The organism is Lolliginicoccus lacisalsi (genome assembly GCF_014841105.1).
Lineage (GTDB): Bacteria > Actinomycetota > Actinomycetes > Mycobacteriales > Mycobacteriaceae > Lolliginicoccus > Lolliginicoccus lacisalsi.
The window spans coordinates 266,667-281,719 of record NZ_JACYWE010000001.1; the positions used below are offsets into that span (position 1 = coordinate 266,667).

A 15,053-nucleotide genomic window follows, 5' to 3' on the forward strand; every position below is an offset into this window, starting at 1 on the left:
CGGAACCTGCGCGCCGGAGCGCGCGATTATCGTACGCGCAGGTTGTGGACCACATGGGGCCATGTAAAGTATGGCAGGTCACAGCTATGCATCCGGGGCGTGTGAGCGAGGTTTTTGTGAATGCTGACCTGACGATCCCGCGGGTACCTCGCGTCCGCGTCCCGCGCGCGCTGCGCCTGGCGCTCGCAGCGCTGGCCCCCGCGGTCCTGGCCCCGGCGCTCGTGCTCCCGGTGGCGCTCGTGCCTGCCGCGCACGCAGTTCCCCAACAGGTTGCTCCGGGTTCCCCGGCCTCGATCGTGGCGGTGGAGCAAGTCTCGCCGACGTGGTCGGACATCCTGGTCGATTCCCCCGCGATGGGGCGGACGATCCGGGTGCATGTCCTGCACCCGGCGCATTCGTCGCCACGCCCCAGCTTCTATCTCCTCGACGGCAACGAGGCGAGCGAGGTGCGCAGCGATTGGATCACCAAGACCGACATCGTCGATTTTGCTGCCTCGAAGGACGTCAATGTCGTTCTGCCCGCGGGAGGCGAAGCGTCCTACTACACGGACTGGCAGCGGCCTGATCCCGAGCTCGGCGTGAACATGTGGGAGACGTTCCTGACCGAGGAGCTGCCGCCGTTGATCGACGGCTCCTTCCACGGCAATGGTCGCGATGCGATCGGCGGCATCTCGATGGGCGGTCAGGCGGCGCTGACTCTCGCGTCCCGGCATCCCGGCCAGTACCAGGGCATCGTGGCGATCAGCGCGTGCCCCTTGGTGGCGCAGGCGCCGTACCAGGGTTCGGTTCGGGCGGGCATCGCCTCTCGTGGCGGGAACGCGACGAACATGTGGGGCGAGCGGGATGATCCGGACTGGTTCGCGCATGATCCGTCGATGAATCTCGACGGGCTGCGTGGTACCGATATCTACCTCTACGCTGGCGGCGGGTTGCCGGGCGTGCATGAGCAGGGTTTCGATGAGTCTGTCCAGTCAACGATCCTGGTGGGCGGGCCGATCGAGGCGGGCGCCTCGCTGTGCACGGTCGACTTCGCGGCCCGGCTCGCGGGCGCGGGCATCCCGGCGATGCTGGACCTGCGTCCCACGGGAACCCACTCGTGGCCGTACTGGCAGGATGCGCTGCGCACTGCCTGGCCAACGGTCGAGGCCTCCTTGCAGTAGTTCCCCGCCCGCTCCAACGAGCTCGCGAGTGTGCACGAAACGACAGTTCTAGGCACTAGAGCTGTCGCATTTCGCACACTCGCGCAGCTGAGGAGCCCCTACCCGAGCCCGGCGAGGATGTCCGCGGCGCGCCCCGCTCCCCCGGCCTCGCGGAACGACTTCCCGATGCGGGCGGCAGCAGCCTGGTGGCCGGTGGCGGGGTCGAGCACGGCCTCGAGCGCCTCGGCGATGTGCTGCTCGGTCGCGCGGCGGAATCGCAGCCGCACCCCAGCCCCGGCATCGGCGACCTGCTGGGCGACGACTGGCTGATCATCACGAACCGGAGCGGTCACTAGCGGAAGGCCGTTCCATAGGGATTCGCAAACCGTGTTGTGCCCGGCGTGGCAGATCACCGCATCCATCGCGGGCAGCAAAGCCCGCTGGGGCACGAACTTCCTTATGAGGATGTTGCTGGGCGGGTCCTCGATCACCCCGTCCGGGTCGACGAGAACCGCGCGGTACCGATCCGGGCGCGCGCCGATCGCTGCGGCGGCCTTGCGCAGGAAAGCCGCCCCGGTCGCCCCGTTGACGGTGCCCATGCTGACGAGGATGTTGCGCTGGTCGTTGTCGAGGAAGTCCCAGGGGAAATCGCTGCGCGCCGCGCTAGCCCCATCATCGGCGAGGGCGGGCCCGACCATCCAGCATCGCTCGGCGGCGATGGCAGGCGTGCCCGAGAGCTCGGGAGCGGTGAACGCGAGGATGCCGTGCGGCGAGAAGCGCGGGTCGTGGCCGGTGGCGGGGGCGCCGATCTCGTCACGGAGCTCGTCGAGCAGGCCGAGGACCCAGTCCTTGACCTTGGGCATCGAGCCGAGCGGGTCGGTGAGCTCGGTGGAGGTGGTGGCCGAGGGGATCCAGGTGATGCCCTCGCGGTCGGCGACGAGCGAACCGGCCAGGGCTTGCTGGTCAGCGATGATGACGTCGGGGCGGAAGTGCTCGATGGCAGCGGTGACGTCGGGCGCCATGGCGCGGGCGAGCGGGATGAAGAAGTGCTCCCACAGGAACTTCAGCGCCGCCGGGCCAACGAGGTCACCGCGGTCCTCCAGCGACATCGTCACGCAATCGTAGATGTCCAGGCCGCTGCCGCCGAGCGCATGGATGAAGCGGGCATCCCCGGCCCAGGCGATGTCATGACCCTGCCTCGCGAGCTCGGCGCCGACCGCGAGAGTGGGATTGATGTGGCCGACGAGCGGGGGGACGACGAACAAGTAGCGGCTCACGATCAGGCGCCGATCTGGTGCGCCCCGCCGAGCGTGGCCTGGTGGCCGCCGAACAGCCAGTCGGCGACGAGGGTGCGGGTGAGGGCGGGCTTCTCGACGAGCACGGAGTGTCCCATCCCGTCGAGGATGCGGGCCTCGAACGCGGCGAGCTGCCCGCGCAGCAGCTCTACCTGGTAGGACAGCCCGGTCTGGGTGCCGAACACCCCGAGCACCGGGCAGGTGATGTCAGTCAGGTCCTCGTTGATGAGCTGGCTGGCGGGGATATCCTCGACGATGCTGGTCGTCTGGAGGATCTTGTAGGCGGCCTTCGAGAGCCGCGCGGGGTGCGAGCCATAGTTGGTCGCGATGTGCTCGAACGCGCCGTCGGCGCTGAGTCGCTGCACCGCGTCGTTGAGGCCCTCGTTGATGTGGGTGGCCCATTGCTGCACGGGTGGCTCGGCCTCCATGAAGAGGATGCTGGCGGTGCGCTCGGGGTGGGCGGCGGCGAACCCGAAGGCGATGGTGCCGCCGAACGAGTTGCCAACGAGGTGCACGGGCCAGGTGATGCCGAGCGCGTCGAGCAGCCCATCGAGGTCGTCGACGAAGCGCTCGAGCTGGTATCCGGTGGTCGGCCGGGTGGTGCGCCCGTGGCCACGCAGGTCATACATCACGACGTCGACCCCGAGCTCGGCCAGCGCGGGGCCGACGGTGAAGTAGTAGCTCGCGAGGCTGTCGTAGAGCAGACCGTGCAGCAGGACCACGGTGACGCCCGTGTCGGTGGGCCCCATGCGCTGGACGTGGATGTCGATGTCGCCGACGGTGACCTTGTTCACGCCTGCTCCCCCGCTGGCTGCTCCCCTGGTGCGTGTGCCTCTGTGCTTCTGAGGCTCTCGACGACAAAATCCACGAGCTGCCCGACGGTGACGTGCATGATCTGCTCGAGCTCCATCCCGGCGATGAATTGCGCGAAGTTGACGCGGTCGCCCCAGCGCTCGCGGAGCAGCCCGGACAGGGCCACGAGGTCGATGCTCTCCATCTCGAGATCGTCGTGGAACTCCGTGTCGCGGGTGACGTCGCTGGGGTCGACGTCGAACAGCTCGAGCATCTCGGCCAGCATGCCCACGATCGCGTCGAATACCTCGTCCTCGCTCACGGCGCCGGTGGCTGGGGTGTTGCTCATGGGTTCTGTGTCCCCTCGTCGGTGTGGCTGGTACCGGATTGATCGGTCCAGGCCACCACATAGGTGCGTGGCGGCAAGGGTAGCGGGTTGCGGGTGACCGTCGTGCGCACCGGGTGGTCGATGCCGAGGTGGCGCACGATGAGACTGTCCGGGCTGGCGGTGATGACCTCGAACTGCTTGGGCGCGCCGTCGAGGCCCGTGCGTGCCATCTTGGCCACTGCTTCCTTGGCGGTCCAGAAGCGGGTGAACCACAGCGCCCGATCAGCGCTGCTAGCAAGCGTGTCGAGCAGGCCGCGCTCGTGCTCGGTGAGCGCCGCGTTCTCGGTGGTGGTGTCCCGCTCGAGCACTTCCTCGACATCGACGCCGCACGGGCTGCTCGCGGCGATGGCCACGCCCAGCTCGGCGCAGTGCGCGATCGAGAGGGTGAGTGGCGGCAGCGAGCGGCCGTGAGTGCCAGTCGCGAACGGTGCGCCGCCCGGCTCGTTGCCGATCTCGATCTCCTGCGGGAAGATCCCGGCCGCGGCGGTGCGCCAGAGCAGTTGCCGGATGGCGTCCTTGGCGGCGATGCGCCCGAGCAGCCATTGCCGCTTGCGGCGGGGCGGGACGGCCTCGTACTGGTCGCGCTCGGGGGCACCCAGCATCTTGCGCACCACGAGCTCGCGGGTGGCGAGATCCGGCCACATCTCGGCGACCTCGGCCCACCCCTCCTGATGCAACGTGGCGAGGGTGTTGTGCTCGGGCTCGCAGTCGGTCGCGCGGATGGCGGGGTTGGAGTCGAAGCGGCGATCCTGCCACCCGGTGATCTGCGCCCACACCGCGCCATCGGCGATCATCTGGATGTCGGCGGTGATGAACTGGTGGGTGACCTCGCGGATGAGGATGGTGCATTCGACGATGCTGCCGGGGGCCGGATGGTGGCCGTGGAACTCGATGCGGTCCATGCCGACGGGGAAGACGGTGGAGCGATCGGTCATGGTGGTCTGCACCCAGTAGCCGAGGAGCTGCCCGGCGTTGTCGAGCAGCGCCCCGGGCGCGGCGGGGGCGCGCAGGAGCCCGCGGACGTGCCGGTCCCCGATGGCGGTCAGCTCCGTGACACCCTGGCACTGGGGGCCGTGGAACATCCAGCGGCGGGTGTAGAGCTCGGGGGCCTCGTCGGTGGGAGGCTGCTCGGTGCTGGGGTCGATGTGCCACTTCGCGGGCTGCGCCGGGTACTGGCCATCGAGCGCGATGCGGGCACGGGCATGGCCCTGGAGCGTCACGGTGACCGTCGTGCTGTTCTCCGGCTCGACGATGATGGGCACCGTGGCGGACGGGATGACGGGCAGCCATTTCTGGAAGCGCACGTCGGCCAGGGCCACGGGCACGCGCCCGGGGGCGCTGCTGCTGGCGTGCTCCATCATGTGATGCACCAGCGTGGTGGCGGGCACGACGGGCCAGCGGTCCTCGTCGATGGGCCAGCCCTCGGGCATCTTGAAGAAGCTGTGATCGATCAGGTACGGCATCGCGTCCAGGGACACCTCGAGCGTCGTCCGCGAAGGCCGGGGTGGTTGCTGCGCCGGTGGTTGCTGCTCAGGTGGCTGCGGCATCGGCGGCTGCGGGCGGGGCGCGGCTGGCCGCGCGGCACGAGGAGCGGAAGCGGCCGTCATGAGCTCCTGGGCGACGCGCTGGGTGTCGGCGATGAGCGCGGAGAACTCCGCTCCCCACGCGCTGGCGGCAGGCGCTGCGGGAGGACTGGTGTCGATAGCACCGGCCAGGGGCTGGCGGCGATGGAGAGCGAGGCCAGAGCGTTGTGCCATGGGGATGCTCACCAGGGGGCCGCCCATGGCGATGGCCATGCGGCGGCCTTGCCGCGCGACCGGTGCTTCTGCCCCGGTGCGGTGGCCCTCGACCCACAGCGCGGCGAGCACCCGGTCGAGCTGATCCGCGGCACTGGCCTTCGCGGTGTGCGCGGGGATGGCGAGGTGCTCGCGGTCCTGGAGGATGTCGCCGATGAGCGCGCTGACCTGCCCGGTGCCCATCTGGATGAACACGCTGTTGCCGGCGTCATGCATGCGGGTGATGAGCTCGCGGAAGCGGACGGTCTCCACGAGGTGGCGCAGGTAGATCGCCCGGATCTCGATCGGGGCGGCGGGAAACGGCTCGGTGGTGTTGGCGGACCACACCGGCACGGTGGCGGCGCGGATGGTCAGCGCGTCGAGATCGCGGATGATCGGTTCGAGGAACGGGATCAGCATCGGGGTGTGGAAGCCGGACTGGAACGGCAGGACCTGGCTGATGATGCCCTCGGCGCGGAACTGCTCGACGAGCGCGGTGACGGCCTTGCCCGGGCCGCACACCATGGACTGGTTGGGGGCGTTGTCGTGCGAGAGCACCACTCGAGGGCAGTCGCGCAGTGCCTCGCGCACGCGGGCGGCGGTGGTGCCGATGACGGCGAACTCGACGCCAGGGACGGTGATCGAGGCGGGGTCGAACCGGTCGAGGAATGTGTCGATCTCGGCCTTGTCGAACATGCCGCCCTGAGTCATGGCGGACCATTCGCCCACGCTGTGCCCGGCGAGCGCTCCGGCGGTGACTCCGCGCTCGGCGAGCGCGCGGTGCAGCACCCGGCCGAGCTGGAACACCGCGGCGCCGTGCGCGCCGATCTGCTCGGTGCTCATCGAGTTCCCGCCGAGCTGCATGCCGAGCTCGCGGGCGACCTCGGTGACGTCGGGGGCGAAGTCGGCCTCGAGGCCGGGGAACACCATGGCGACCTTGCCGCCCCCAGGCCCGAGCAGGGGCGCGGGGGTGAACCACATGCTGGAGCGGCCGCGCCACGGGACTCCTCGCGCGACGGCCTTGCGGGCCAGCCCGAGGCGCTTGGGGGTGGGCTCGTCGATGGCGATGCGGGCGGGCCCGGACCCTGTGGCGGGGGTCGCGAGCAGGTCGGCATCGGGCACGTCGAGGGCAGCGGCGAGATCGGCGGCGGTGGGTGCCGCGATGCGCAGGATGCGGCGCGGCTCGCGCACGGTGATCGTGGTGGCGCGGACGGGCGCTTCCTCAAGGATGATGTGGGCGTTGATGCCGCCGAAGCCGAAGGCGTTGACCCCGGCGCGGCGTGCCTGGCCCGAAGCGTGCTGCTGCCACGGCCGGGCCTCGGCGATGGGCGCGAAGCGGGATCCCGCGAGCATCGGGTGGGGCTGCTCGCAGTGCAGCGTCGGCAGGAGGGTGCGGTGGTGCAGGGCCAGCGCTGCCTTGATGATGCCGGCCGCACCGGCGGCAGGCATGGCGTGGCCGATCATCGACTTCACGGTGCCGAGGACAGGTTGGTGCTCGCTGTCGGCGTGGGGGCCGAAGACCTCGGCGAGGGTGCTCAGCTCGGCGGTGTCCCCGGCGACGGTGCCGGTGCCGTGGGCCTCGAGCAGGCCGATCGCCCCGGGCGCGGTGGGGTCGAGCGCTGCGGCCTCCCAGGCGCGCTGCACGGCGGTGACCTGCCCGGAGGGGTCGGGGTTGAACAGGCTCGCGGTGCGCCCGTCGCTGGCCACGCCGGTTCCCGCGATGACGGCGTAGACCCGGTCGCCGTCGCGCTCGGCATCGGCGAGCCGCTTGAGCGCGATGATGCCGGTTCCCTCCCCGATGAGGACGCCATCGGCGCGAGCGTCGAAAGGCCGGATCTGTTGTGCCGGGGAGAGCGCGCCGAGCTGGCTGAACACGCTCCACAAGGTGACGTCGTGGCAGTGGTGCACCCCACCGGCGAGCATCATGTCGCAGCGACCGCTAGCGAGCTCGGCGATGGCCTGATCGACCGCGACGAGGGACGAGGCGCATGCGGCGTCGACGGTGTATGCGGGGCCGCGCAGGTCGAGGCGGTTGGCGATGCGGGAGGCGGAGAGGTTGGGCACGAGGCCGATCGCCGCGTCCGAGGTGGGCGGGCGCAACTGCGCCTGGAAGGCTTCCTTGACCTGCTCGAGCTGATCGCCCGTCAGATCAGGCATGATCTCGCCAAGGGTGCGAACGAGCTGGTGGGCGGTGCGGACCTGCTGGTCGAGGCGCACCAGGCCGGGCGTGAGGTAGCCGCCGCGCCCGAGGACCACGCCGATGCGTGACCGATCGGTGGGCAGCGCGCCCGCGCCGCCGGCGTCGTCGATGGCGTCGGCGGCCACGCGCAGGGCGATGAGCTGGTCGGGCTCGATGTCGTCGACGCTGTTGGGCATGATCCCGAAGCGGGCCGGGTCGATGTCGGCCTCGACGAACCCGCCGCGCCGGCAATAGAAGGCGTCGGCCCGGGGATGATCGCGCGCGCCCGGGTCGTAGAACGTATCGTCCCACCGGTCCGCGGGCACATCGGTGACGCTGTCCACGCCGCGCACGAGGTTGTTCCAGTACTCGGCGAGATTGCCCGCGCCAGGAAAGAGCGCGCCCATGCCGACGATGGCCACCGGCTGGTGGGAGGTCTCGCGATGGGGCACCGCGGCGGTCACCACTCGGAGGCGGTGTAGACGACCGACGGCTCGTTCTCGTCGCCCCAGGCTAGCTCGCGGAGCAGGCTGGTGGTGCCTTCCTCGGGGTCGATCAGGGCGACGCCGCGCTTGGCGTAGGTGCGCATCAGTTCCGGGGTGACCATGCCGTTGTTCTCCCCCGTCGGCGCCCACGGGCCCCAGTGCACGGTGAGCCCGCGGCGCTTGCCGGCGACGGTCCACTTGCGGCCCAGCGTCTCGAGCTCATCGTTGGCGGCGGCGTAGTCGGCCTGGCCCCGGTTGCCGAGCACGGCGGCGATGCTGCCGAAGAACACGAGGAACCGCGGGCCGTTGGCGAGCTCCTCGGCGGCGGTGATCAGCAGCCGGGCCCCCTCGACCTTCGTGGTGAACACGCGCGCGAGCGACTCGGGCGCCTGGTCCGCGATGAGCTTGTCCTCGATGACCCCGGCCGCGTAGACGATGCCGTCGATGCGGCCATGCTCGGCATGGATGCTCGTGACGAGATCGGTGACGGCCGCGGCGTCACGGATGTCGGTGGCGCGGTAGCGGACGGTGGCGCCGAGATCGCGGAGCCGCTGCACGGTGCCGCGGACCTCCCGGGCCGCGAGGATCTGGTTGATCGTGGACTCGATCCCGGCGGGCGAGCGCTGCCCGGCGGCGATGAGGGCGGCGCGCAGCTCCGCCGCAGTAGTGGCCGCCTGGATCAGCGGATCGTCGGGCTCGGTGACGAGCGGGGTGCGGCCCACGAGCTCGATGTGGCAGCGGCTCGCGGCAGCGAGCGTGGTGGCGAAGCGGGCGGTGATGCCGCGGGCTCCCCCGACGAGCAGCACCACGGAGTCCTGGTCGAGCCCGAGCGCGGTGGCCTCGGCGGTGCCATCGCCGCTGGGCCCGGCTCCGGCGGTGGCGACAGCTCCCAGGCTGGTGGGCTGCAGCGCGAGGCCTGACCGGGCGCCGTTCTCGAGCAGGACGACCGGCTGGCCGGGCCCGGCCGCGGTCTCGGTGATCAGCTCGGTGGCGAGCAGCGCGGGATCCGTCTCGGTGGATTCGATGACGGTGGCGTGCATCTCGGGGGACTCGCGGGCGACGGTGCGGAAGAACCCGCGCAGGCCTGCGCCGGGACCTGCGGCGAGGATCCACCGGGGCGAGGCGGCGATGAGCTCCCGCAGCAGCGGGAACGCGTCGGGAAGGGCGGGGGCGGCATCACGCTCGGTGCTCGCGAGGTAGAAGACTCCATCGGCGGGCGTGGCGAGCACGTCGCGGATCTCCGCGAAGGTGGCGGGCACGACGATGGCGGTCGCCTCGTGGGCGCGCAACCGGGTGGCCAGCGCCTCCGCGAGGGCGCCCGCGCCTACGATGAGCACGCGCTGTCCGGCGAGGCTGGGCGCGGCGGGCAGCGGGGCGAGGGGGACGTGGCGCATGAGGAGACGCTGCGGGGCGATCACGAGGGCCGAGGCGTCGGGAGCGGGCGCCTCGGCAGAGCCGGCGCTGGCGGCTACGGTGCTGGCCGGTGCGGAGCTCGCAGGAACGGAGCTGGCAGCCTCCGGTTCGGCATCACCGGGACTTGCGGTATCGGCAGCGCTGTTGAGCTTGGCGAGGAGCAGCCCGGCGATGGCCGCGGCCGTGCGGGCGCGGGAGACTTCCTCGAGCTCGCTGTCGTCTCCGCCGGTCAGTCCGAGCTCGGTGGCGAGTTCCCCGGCGATCTCGGCACGCTTGATCGAATCGACGCTGAGATCAGCCTCGAGGTCGAGGTCCGGCTCGATCATCTCCACGGGGTAGCCGGTGCGGCGCCCGATCACGTCGAACACCTTCGCGAGCACGCTCTCTCCGGTGTGGGCCACCGACTGGGCCGCGGGCGCTGCGGACGCGGACGACCCCACGGGGGCCGGAGCCGGAGCGGCGGCGGCTGGTGCCTGATGGGCCGGGGCGATCTCCGGAGCGGAATAGGCGGGCGCGGCAAGACCGTAGCCGTTGTGCGGCAGGGCAGCCTCTGTCCCGAGGTAGCCGAGCAGCACATCGCGCTGCGCGGCGACCATCTCGCGGCTGTTGCGGAGGAACTCGGTGATGAGCGCTTCTGCTCCGGACGAGGCGTGTGTCATGGGACCTATTCTCACAGGGGTTGCCGGGGCGAGCGCGCCCTCGGGGATGGAACCATCAGCGGTGCGCACCAGGTGCCCGTCCACGGTCCAGCCGGGACGCTTCACTGTTGCCGAGGGGTCGGGCGCCACGGCGCCACGGCCCTCGAACAGCCATTCGGTGCGGAGATCGGCACCGGCGACGGCGAGCCGCGCGAAGCCTTCGAGGAGGCCGCGCAGCCCGGAGCTCTGCCCGTCGTCGAGCGGGATCGCCGCGTGGGGCTGATCGCCGAGGATGGCACCGGTGAGCTTGGTGAGCACTCGTCCGGGCCCGACCTCGATGAAGATCCGCGCCCCGTCGTCGTGCATGGCCTGGATCTGCTCGCGGAACCGCACGGGGGCGCTGATCTGCTCGGCGAGCCCGCGGCGCACCGCATCCGCATCGTCGTCATGCACGGCCGCGGTGGTGTTGGCATACACCGGCACCTCGGCCGCGTAGAGGCGGGTGCTGGCGAGAGTCGCGGCGAACGTAGCGCTGGCCGCGGCGACGACGGGGCTGTGGAACGCGCAGGAGACGTTGAGCCGGGTGACCGACAGCCCCGCCGCCTTGAGCGCGTCCACGGCGGCGTCGATGGCCGCGGTGGGCCCGGAGATGACGTTCTGCTTCGGAGCGTTGTCGTTGGCTATCACGACGTCACCGTCGAGCCCAGCCGCGGACAGGGCCTCGGCAACGTCCTGGGCAGTGGCCGACACCGCAGCCATGGCGCCGCGATCAGCGAGCTTGTCGGCGGCCTCGGCGATGGCGGTGGCGCGGGAGGCACTGAGGTCGAGCAGGGCGTCCGGGTCGATGACCCCGGCGGCAGCGAGCGCCGCGAGCTCCCCGTAGCTGTGGCCGCCCACCATGTCGGGGGTGATGCCCGCTCGGCGCAGCACATCATGGAACGCCATCTCCACCATGCCGAGGGCGGGCTGCGCGACGGTGGTGTCAGTGACCGCGGCACGCTGGCGGTCCGCGGTCTCCTTGGTGAACGCGGCGGGCGGGTAGAGCGCGCGGGCGTAGCGCTCGCCCCGGTGCAGGTGGTGCTGGAGCTCGGGGAACGCGACCATCAGGCCGGCGCCCATGCGGGGCCGCTGGCTGCCCTGGCCGGGGAACAGGAACGCGACCTTGCCGCCGGTGGTGGGCGAGTCGTCGGTGCGCACGTGCACGGCCTTGGTGGGCTCGCCGCTGGCGAGGGCGGTGAGGGTGCGATGCAGCTCGTCGGTATCGGCGGCGACGAACGCGATCCAGGTGGGCTCCCCGCGCACGGCCGCGGCGTCGGCCTTCTTCGCGGCCCCGAAGGCCCAATCGCGGATCGTCCAGTCCGCGCTGCTTGCGGCGTCGATCCGGGCGAGCAGTCCTCGCGCTTCGTCGAGCGCCTTGTCCTGGCTAGTGGAGCGGAAGGTGAACAGCTCGACGGGCCAGTCGTTGCACGCGTGGGCGGGGGCGACGTTGCGGGCGTGGCCGCGCAGCACGGCGTGGAAGTTGGTGCCGCCGAAGCCGAACGCGCTCACACCGGCGATGCGCTCGGAGGGGATCTTCTCCCACGGCAGCGGCTCGGCATTGAACACGAACGGGCTGCTGCCCTCCTGCCATGCTGGGTTGGGGTTGCGCACATGCAGGGTGGGCGGCTTGATGCCGGTGTGGATGGCAAGGGCGACCTTGATGAGCCCGGCAAGTCCGGCGGCGCACTTGGTGTGGCCGATCTGGGACTTGACCGAGCCGAGTGCTACCTGGCCTGCCGCGACGCCGGAATCGGTGAACAGGTTCGTCAGGGTCGTCAGCTCGGTGCGATCGCCGACGACGGTGCCGGTGCCGTGCGCCTCGACGAGGCCGACGGTGCCCGGGGACTCGCCGGCATTGCGGTAAGCGCGCTCGAGCGCAGCGCGCTGCCCCTCGGGGCGGGGCGCGGTCAGGCCGAGGGAGCGGCCATCGCTGGCGCTGCCCACTCCCCTGATGACGGCGTAGACACGGTCGCCGTCGCGCTCGGCATCCGCGAGTCGCTTGAGGACGACGCATCCCGCGCCCTCGCCGAGCGCGATGCCATCGGCGGAGCTGTCGAACGTCGCGGAGCGCCCAGTGGCGGAGAGGGCATGCACCGAGGCGAACATCAAATAGTCATTGATGCCGTTGTGCAGGTCCACGCCACCGCACAGGACAGTGTCCGCGCCGCCGGCGACGAGCTCCTTGCAGGCCGCATCGAGCGCCGCGAGCGAGGAGGCGCACGCCGCGTCCACCGTGTAGTTGGCGCCACCGAGGTTGAGGCGGTTGGCGATACGCCCGCTGATCACGTTCGCGAGCACGCCGGGGAACGAGTCCTCGGTCAAGCGCGGCAGCTGCGCATCGAGCTCGGGCGGCAGGTCCCCGATGTAGGAGGGCAGCACGTTGCGCAGCACACCGGCATTGGACAGGTCACTGCCGGCCTCGGCGCCGAAGATCACGGCGGTGCGCTGCCGGTCGAAGGGGCGGGTGTCATAGCCCGCGTCGCGCAGCGCCTGGTCCGCGACCTCGAGGGCGAGCAACTGGGTGGGCTCGATGCTGCCGAGGGAGCGGGGCGGTATGCCGAAGCGCAGCGGGTCGAACGGGATGGGCGGCAGGAACCCGCCCCACTTCGAGGGGGTCTTGCCCTCGCCGCCGTCGGCGTTGAAGTACACCGCCGGATCCCACCGCGAGACGGGCACCTCGGTGACCGAGTCCACGCCGGCGAGGATGTTGGACCAGAACGTCGAGAGCGTGGGGGCCTGCGGGAACATCGCGGCCATGCCGACGATCGCGATATCGAGCGGCTCGGGCTCGGGCGCATCCTCGACGCTGGTGCCGAGCTCGCTTGCCCGCGTGGTGTACCAGTCCGCGGCACCGGCGGTGAGGGACTCGTGCAGCGCGGCAATGGTGGTGACGGAGTCACGCAGGAGCGCCACGTCCCCCGCCATGAACATGCCGTCGTGGAGCTGCTGCTCCGCGCTCACCTCGACGAGCTGCCCGCCGGAGCGATCGACGCCCTTGCTGGCGACCCGCAGGCGACCGATGTTGAGCTGCTCGAGCTTCTCCCACAGCTCGCGGTCCGGCACGCCCTGCTGCTGCATCTCGAGGCGGGTGCGCGCGAACTCGGCCGCGAAGTGGCTATCGACGCAGCGGGTGGCGTGGCCCGGGGCGGTCTCGAGCAGCACCGTTCGGGTGGCCTCCACGACGTGCTGCTGGAATCCCGGGACGATCGCGCCGGACTCGACGGCCTCCTCGGTGAACAGGTAGGCGGTGCCCGCGAGCAGTCCGACGCGCACGCCGGCCTCGGAGAGCGGGCGGGCGAGCGCGGTCACCATCGCGGCGGAGCGGGAGTCATGGATGCCGCCGGCGAAGAACACCTCGATGCGGGTGGCGGCATCGGGATGAGCGCCGAGGAAACGCTGGAGCTCGCCGATCTGGGCCTGCCACAGCGGAAAGCTGTGCCGGGGGCCGACGTGGCCGCCGCACTCGGCTCCCTCGAAGATGAACTTGCGGGCACCGCCGCCGAGGAACTGCCGCAGCAGGCCGGGCGAGGGAACGTGCAGGAAGGTGCTGATGCCCTCAGCCTCGAGCCGTGAAGCCTGGGCCGGGCGCCCGCCAGCGATGATGGCGTGGCTCGGGCGCGTGGCGAGAACCGCGTCGAGCTGCTCCTCGCGCAGCTGCGCGTCGGCGAAACCAAGGATGCCCACGCCCCAGGGGCGCTCCCCCACTAGATCCTTGGTGGCGGCGAGGATCTCTCGCGAGCGGGCGCCCGAGTTGACGGCGAGGGCGATGAATGGCAACGCGCCACCGTCGGCGACCGCTGCGGCGAACCGGGGGTGATCGCTCACCCTGGTCATCGGGCCCTGCGCCAGCGGCAGGGTCGTGCCCAATGCTTCCGCGAGCGGGGATCCCTCGGCGAGCACCTCGCGGGCCAGGTCCCGGCTGGGTGCCTCGACCGCGGCGGCGATCGAATCCTTCACGGCACGGATCGCGGCCGGCACGGTCTCGAACCGCGACGCGAAGGCTTGCGCGAGGTAGGCATCCTCGCCGACGGGGAGGACCAGGCTGCTACCGTCGCCGCGCCGCAGCGCGCGGCGCACCACGCGGTTGCCGTCCTCGACCACGGATTCCGAGCCGTCGAGCCCGGCGAGCACCCCCCGCTCCTCGGCGGGGATGGTGGACTCGCGCAGCAGGGCGAGCTGCACGTCGAGGACGACGCCCCGTGCCCCGCCCATCACTGCGGCGGCAGCGGTATCGGGACCGATGCCGCCAGCGAGCCACACCGGGATGTCGATCGAGGCATCGGCGGCCACTTGCTGGAGAAGCACGAAGCTGCTGGTGGTGCCCACGGATCCACCGGCCTCGCAGCCGCGCGCGATCACGCCATCGGCACCCGCCTCCTGGGCGGCCCGTGCTTGCTCATGCGATGCCACCTCGACGAGAACGCGCCGGCCCTCGAAGGTGGCGAACCGGTCGAGCGCGTCGAAGGCGAGCACCACGGTCATGGCCTCGGGGGGCAGCGCATCGGCGCCGAGCGCGCAGCGGCCAGCGATGCGAACACCGAATCCACCAGGGATCGCGGCGGCCGCCACGGCGAGCTCACGGCGAGCAAGGGACGAACCAGTCCCGAGGTCAAGAACGCCGAGCGCGCCGACATGGCATGCGGCAGTAACGATTCGTGCATTCGGACGGTCCAGGGGCGTCAGCGCCAACACTTGTTCATCAATTGTGTCGGCGATGCGCATCAATAGCCTCACGAATTCTTCGGGTCAGCACGATGCCTAGTTGCAGGTGCCGCTAGGATCGTTGGGGCTGGTAGCGGGGCTTGGCCCGCTCGGAAAACATCCAGTTCAACTAACATTATGTTAGGAACCGTAAGGAACATCGGTCAAGCCCGCGAGCGTGTGACAAACCACATTCTCCCGGGCAGTGG

Annotated in this window: 6 protein-coding genes; 1 reads left to right on the forward strand and 5 read right to left on the reverse strand. The window is 71.0% G+C overall.

The annotated features are described in order from the left end of the window. The first annotated feature begins 176 nt into the window (after positions 1–176). Positions 177–1,160 carry an alpha/beta hydrolase gene (locus HT102_RS01250; RefSeq protein WP_408611292.1) on the forward strand — a complete coding sequence of 328 codons (984 nt, stop codon included), beginning with the start codon at positions 177–179 and terminating at the stop codon, positions 1,158–1,160. 98 nt (positions 1,161–1,258) lie between these two features. Here HT102_RS01250 and HT102_RS01255 read toward each other — a convergent pair whose 3' ends face one another. Genes HT102_RS01255 through HT102_RS01275 form a run of 5 tightly spaced genes read right to left on the reverse strand, consistent with a single transcriptional unit; the run spans position 1,259 to position 14,835 of the window. Beyond that, positions 1,259–2,416 (reverse strand): glycosyltransferase, encoded by a 1,158-nt coding sequence (locus HT102_RS01255; protein ID WP_192037594.1) that lies wholly within the window; start codon positions 2,414–2,416, stop codon positions 1,259–1,261. Positions 2,417–2,418: 2 nt separating this feature from the next. Beyond that, on the reverse strand, positions 2,419–3,228 hold the full coding sequence (locus HT102_RS01260) for an alpha/beta fold hydrolase (RefSeq protein ID WP_192037595.1): 810 nt from the start codon (positions 3,226–3,228) through the stop codon (positions 2,419–2,421). Beyond that, positions 3,225–3,575, reverse strand: a complete 351-nt coding sequence (locus HT102_RS01265) for an acyl carrier protein (protein ID WP_192037596.1) — start codon at positions 3,573–3,575, stop codon at positions 3,225–3,227. Before HT102_RS01265 ends, HT102_RS01260 begins: the two co-directional genes overlap by 4 nt. Beyond that, a complete protein-coding gene (locus HT102_RS01270) occupies positions 3,572–8,035 on the reverse strand; it encodes a beta-ketoacyl synthase N-terminal-like domain-containing protein (RefSeq protein ID WP_333473226.1) in 4,464 nt (1,487 codons plus the stop codon). Before HT102_RS01270 ends, HT102_RS01265 begins: the two co-directional genes overlap by 4 nt. Further along, positions 8,029–14,835: an SDR family oxidoreductase gene (locus HT102_RS01275; RefSeq protein WP_333473227.1), complete on the reverse strand. Its 6,807-nt coding sequence runs from the start codon at positions 14,833–14,835 to the stop codon at positions 8,029–8,031. Before HT102_RS01275 ends, HT102_RS01270 begins: the two co-directional genes overlap by 7 nt. Between the last annotated feature and the right edge of the window lie 218 nt (positions 14,836–15,053).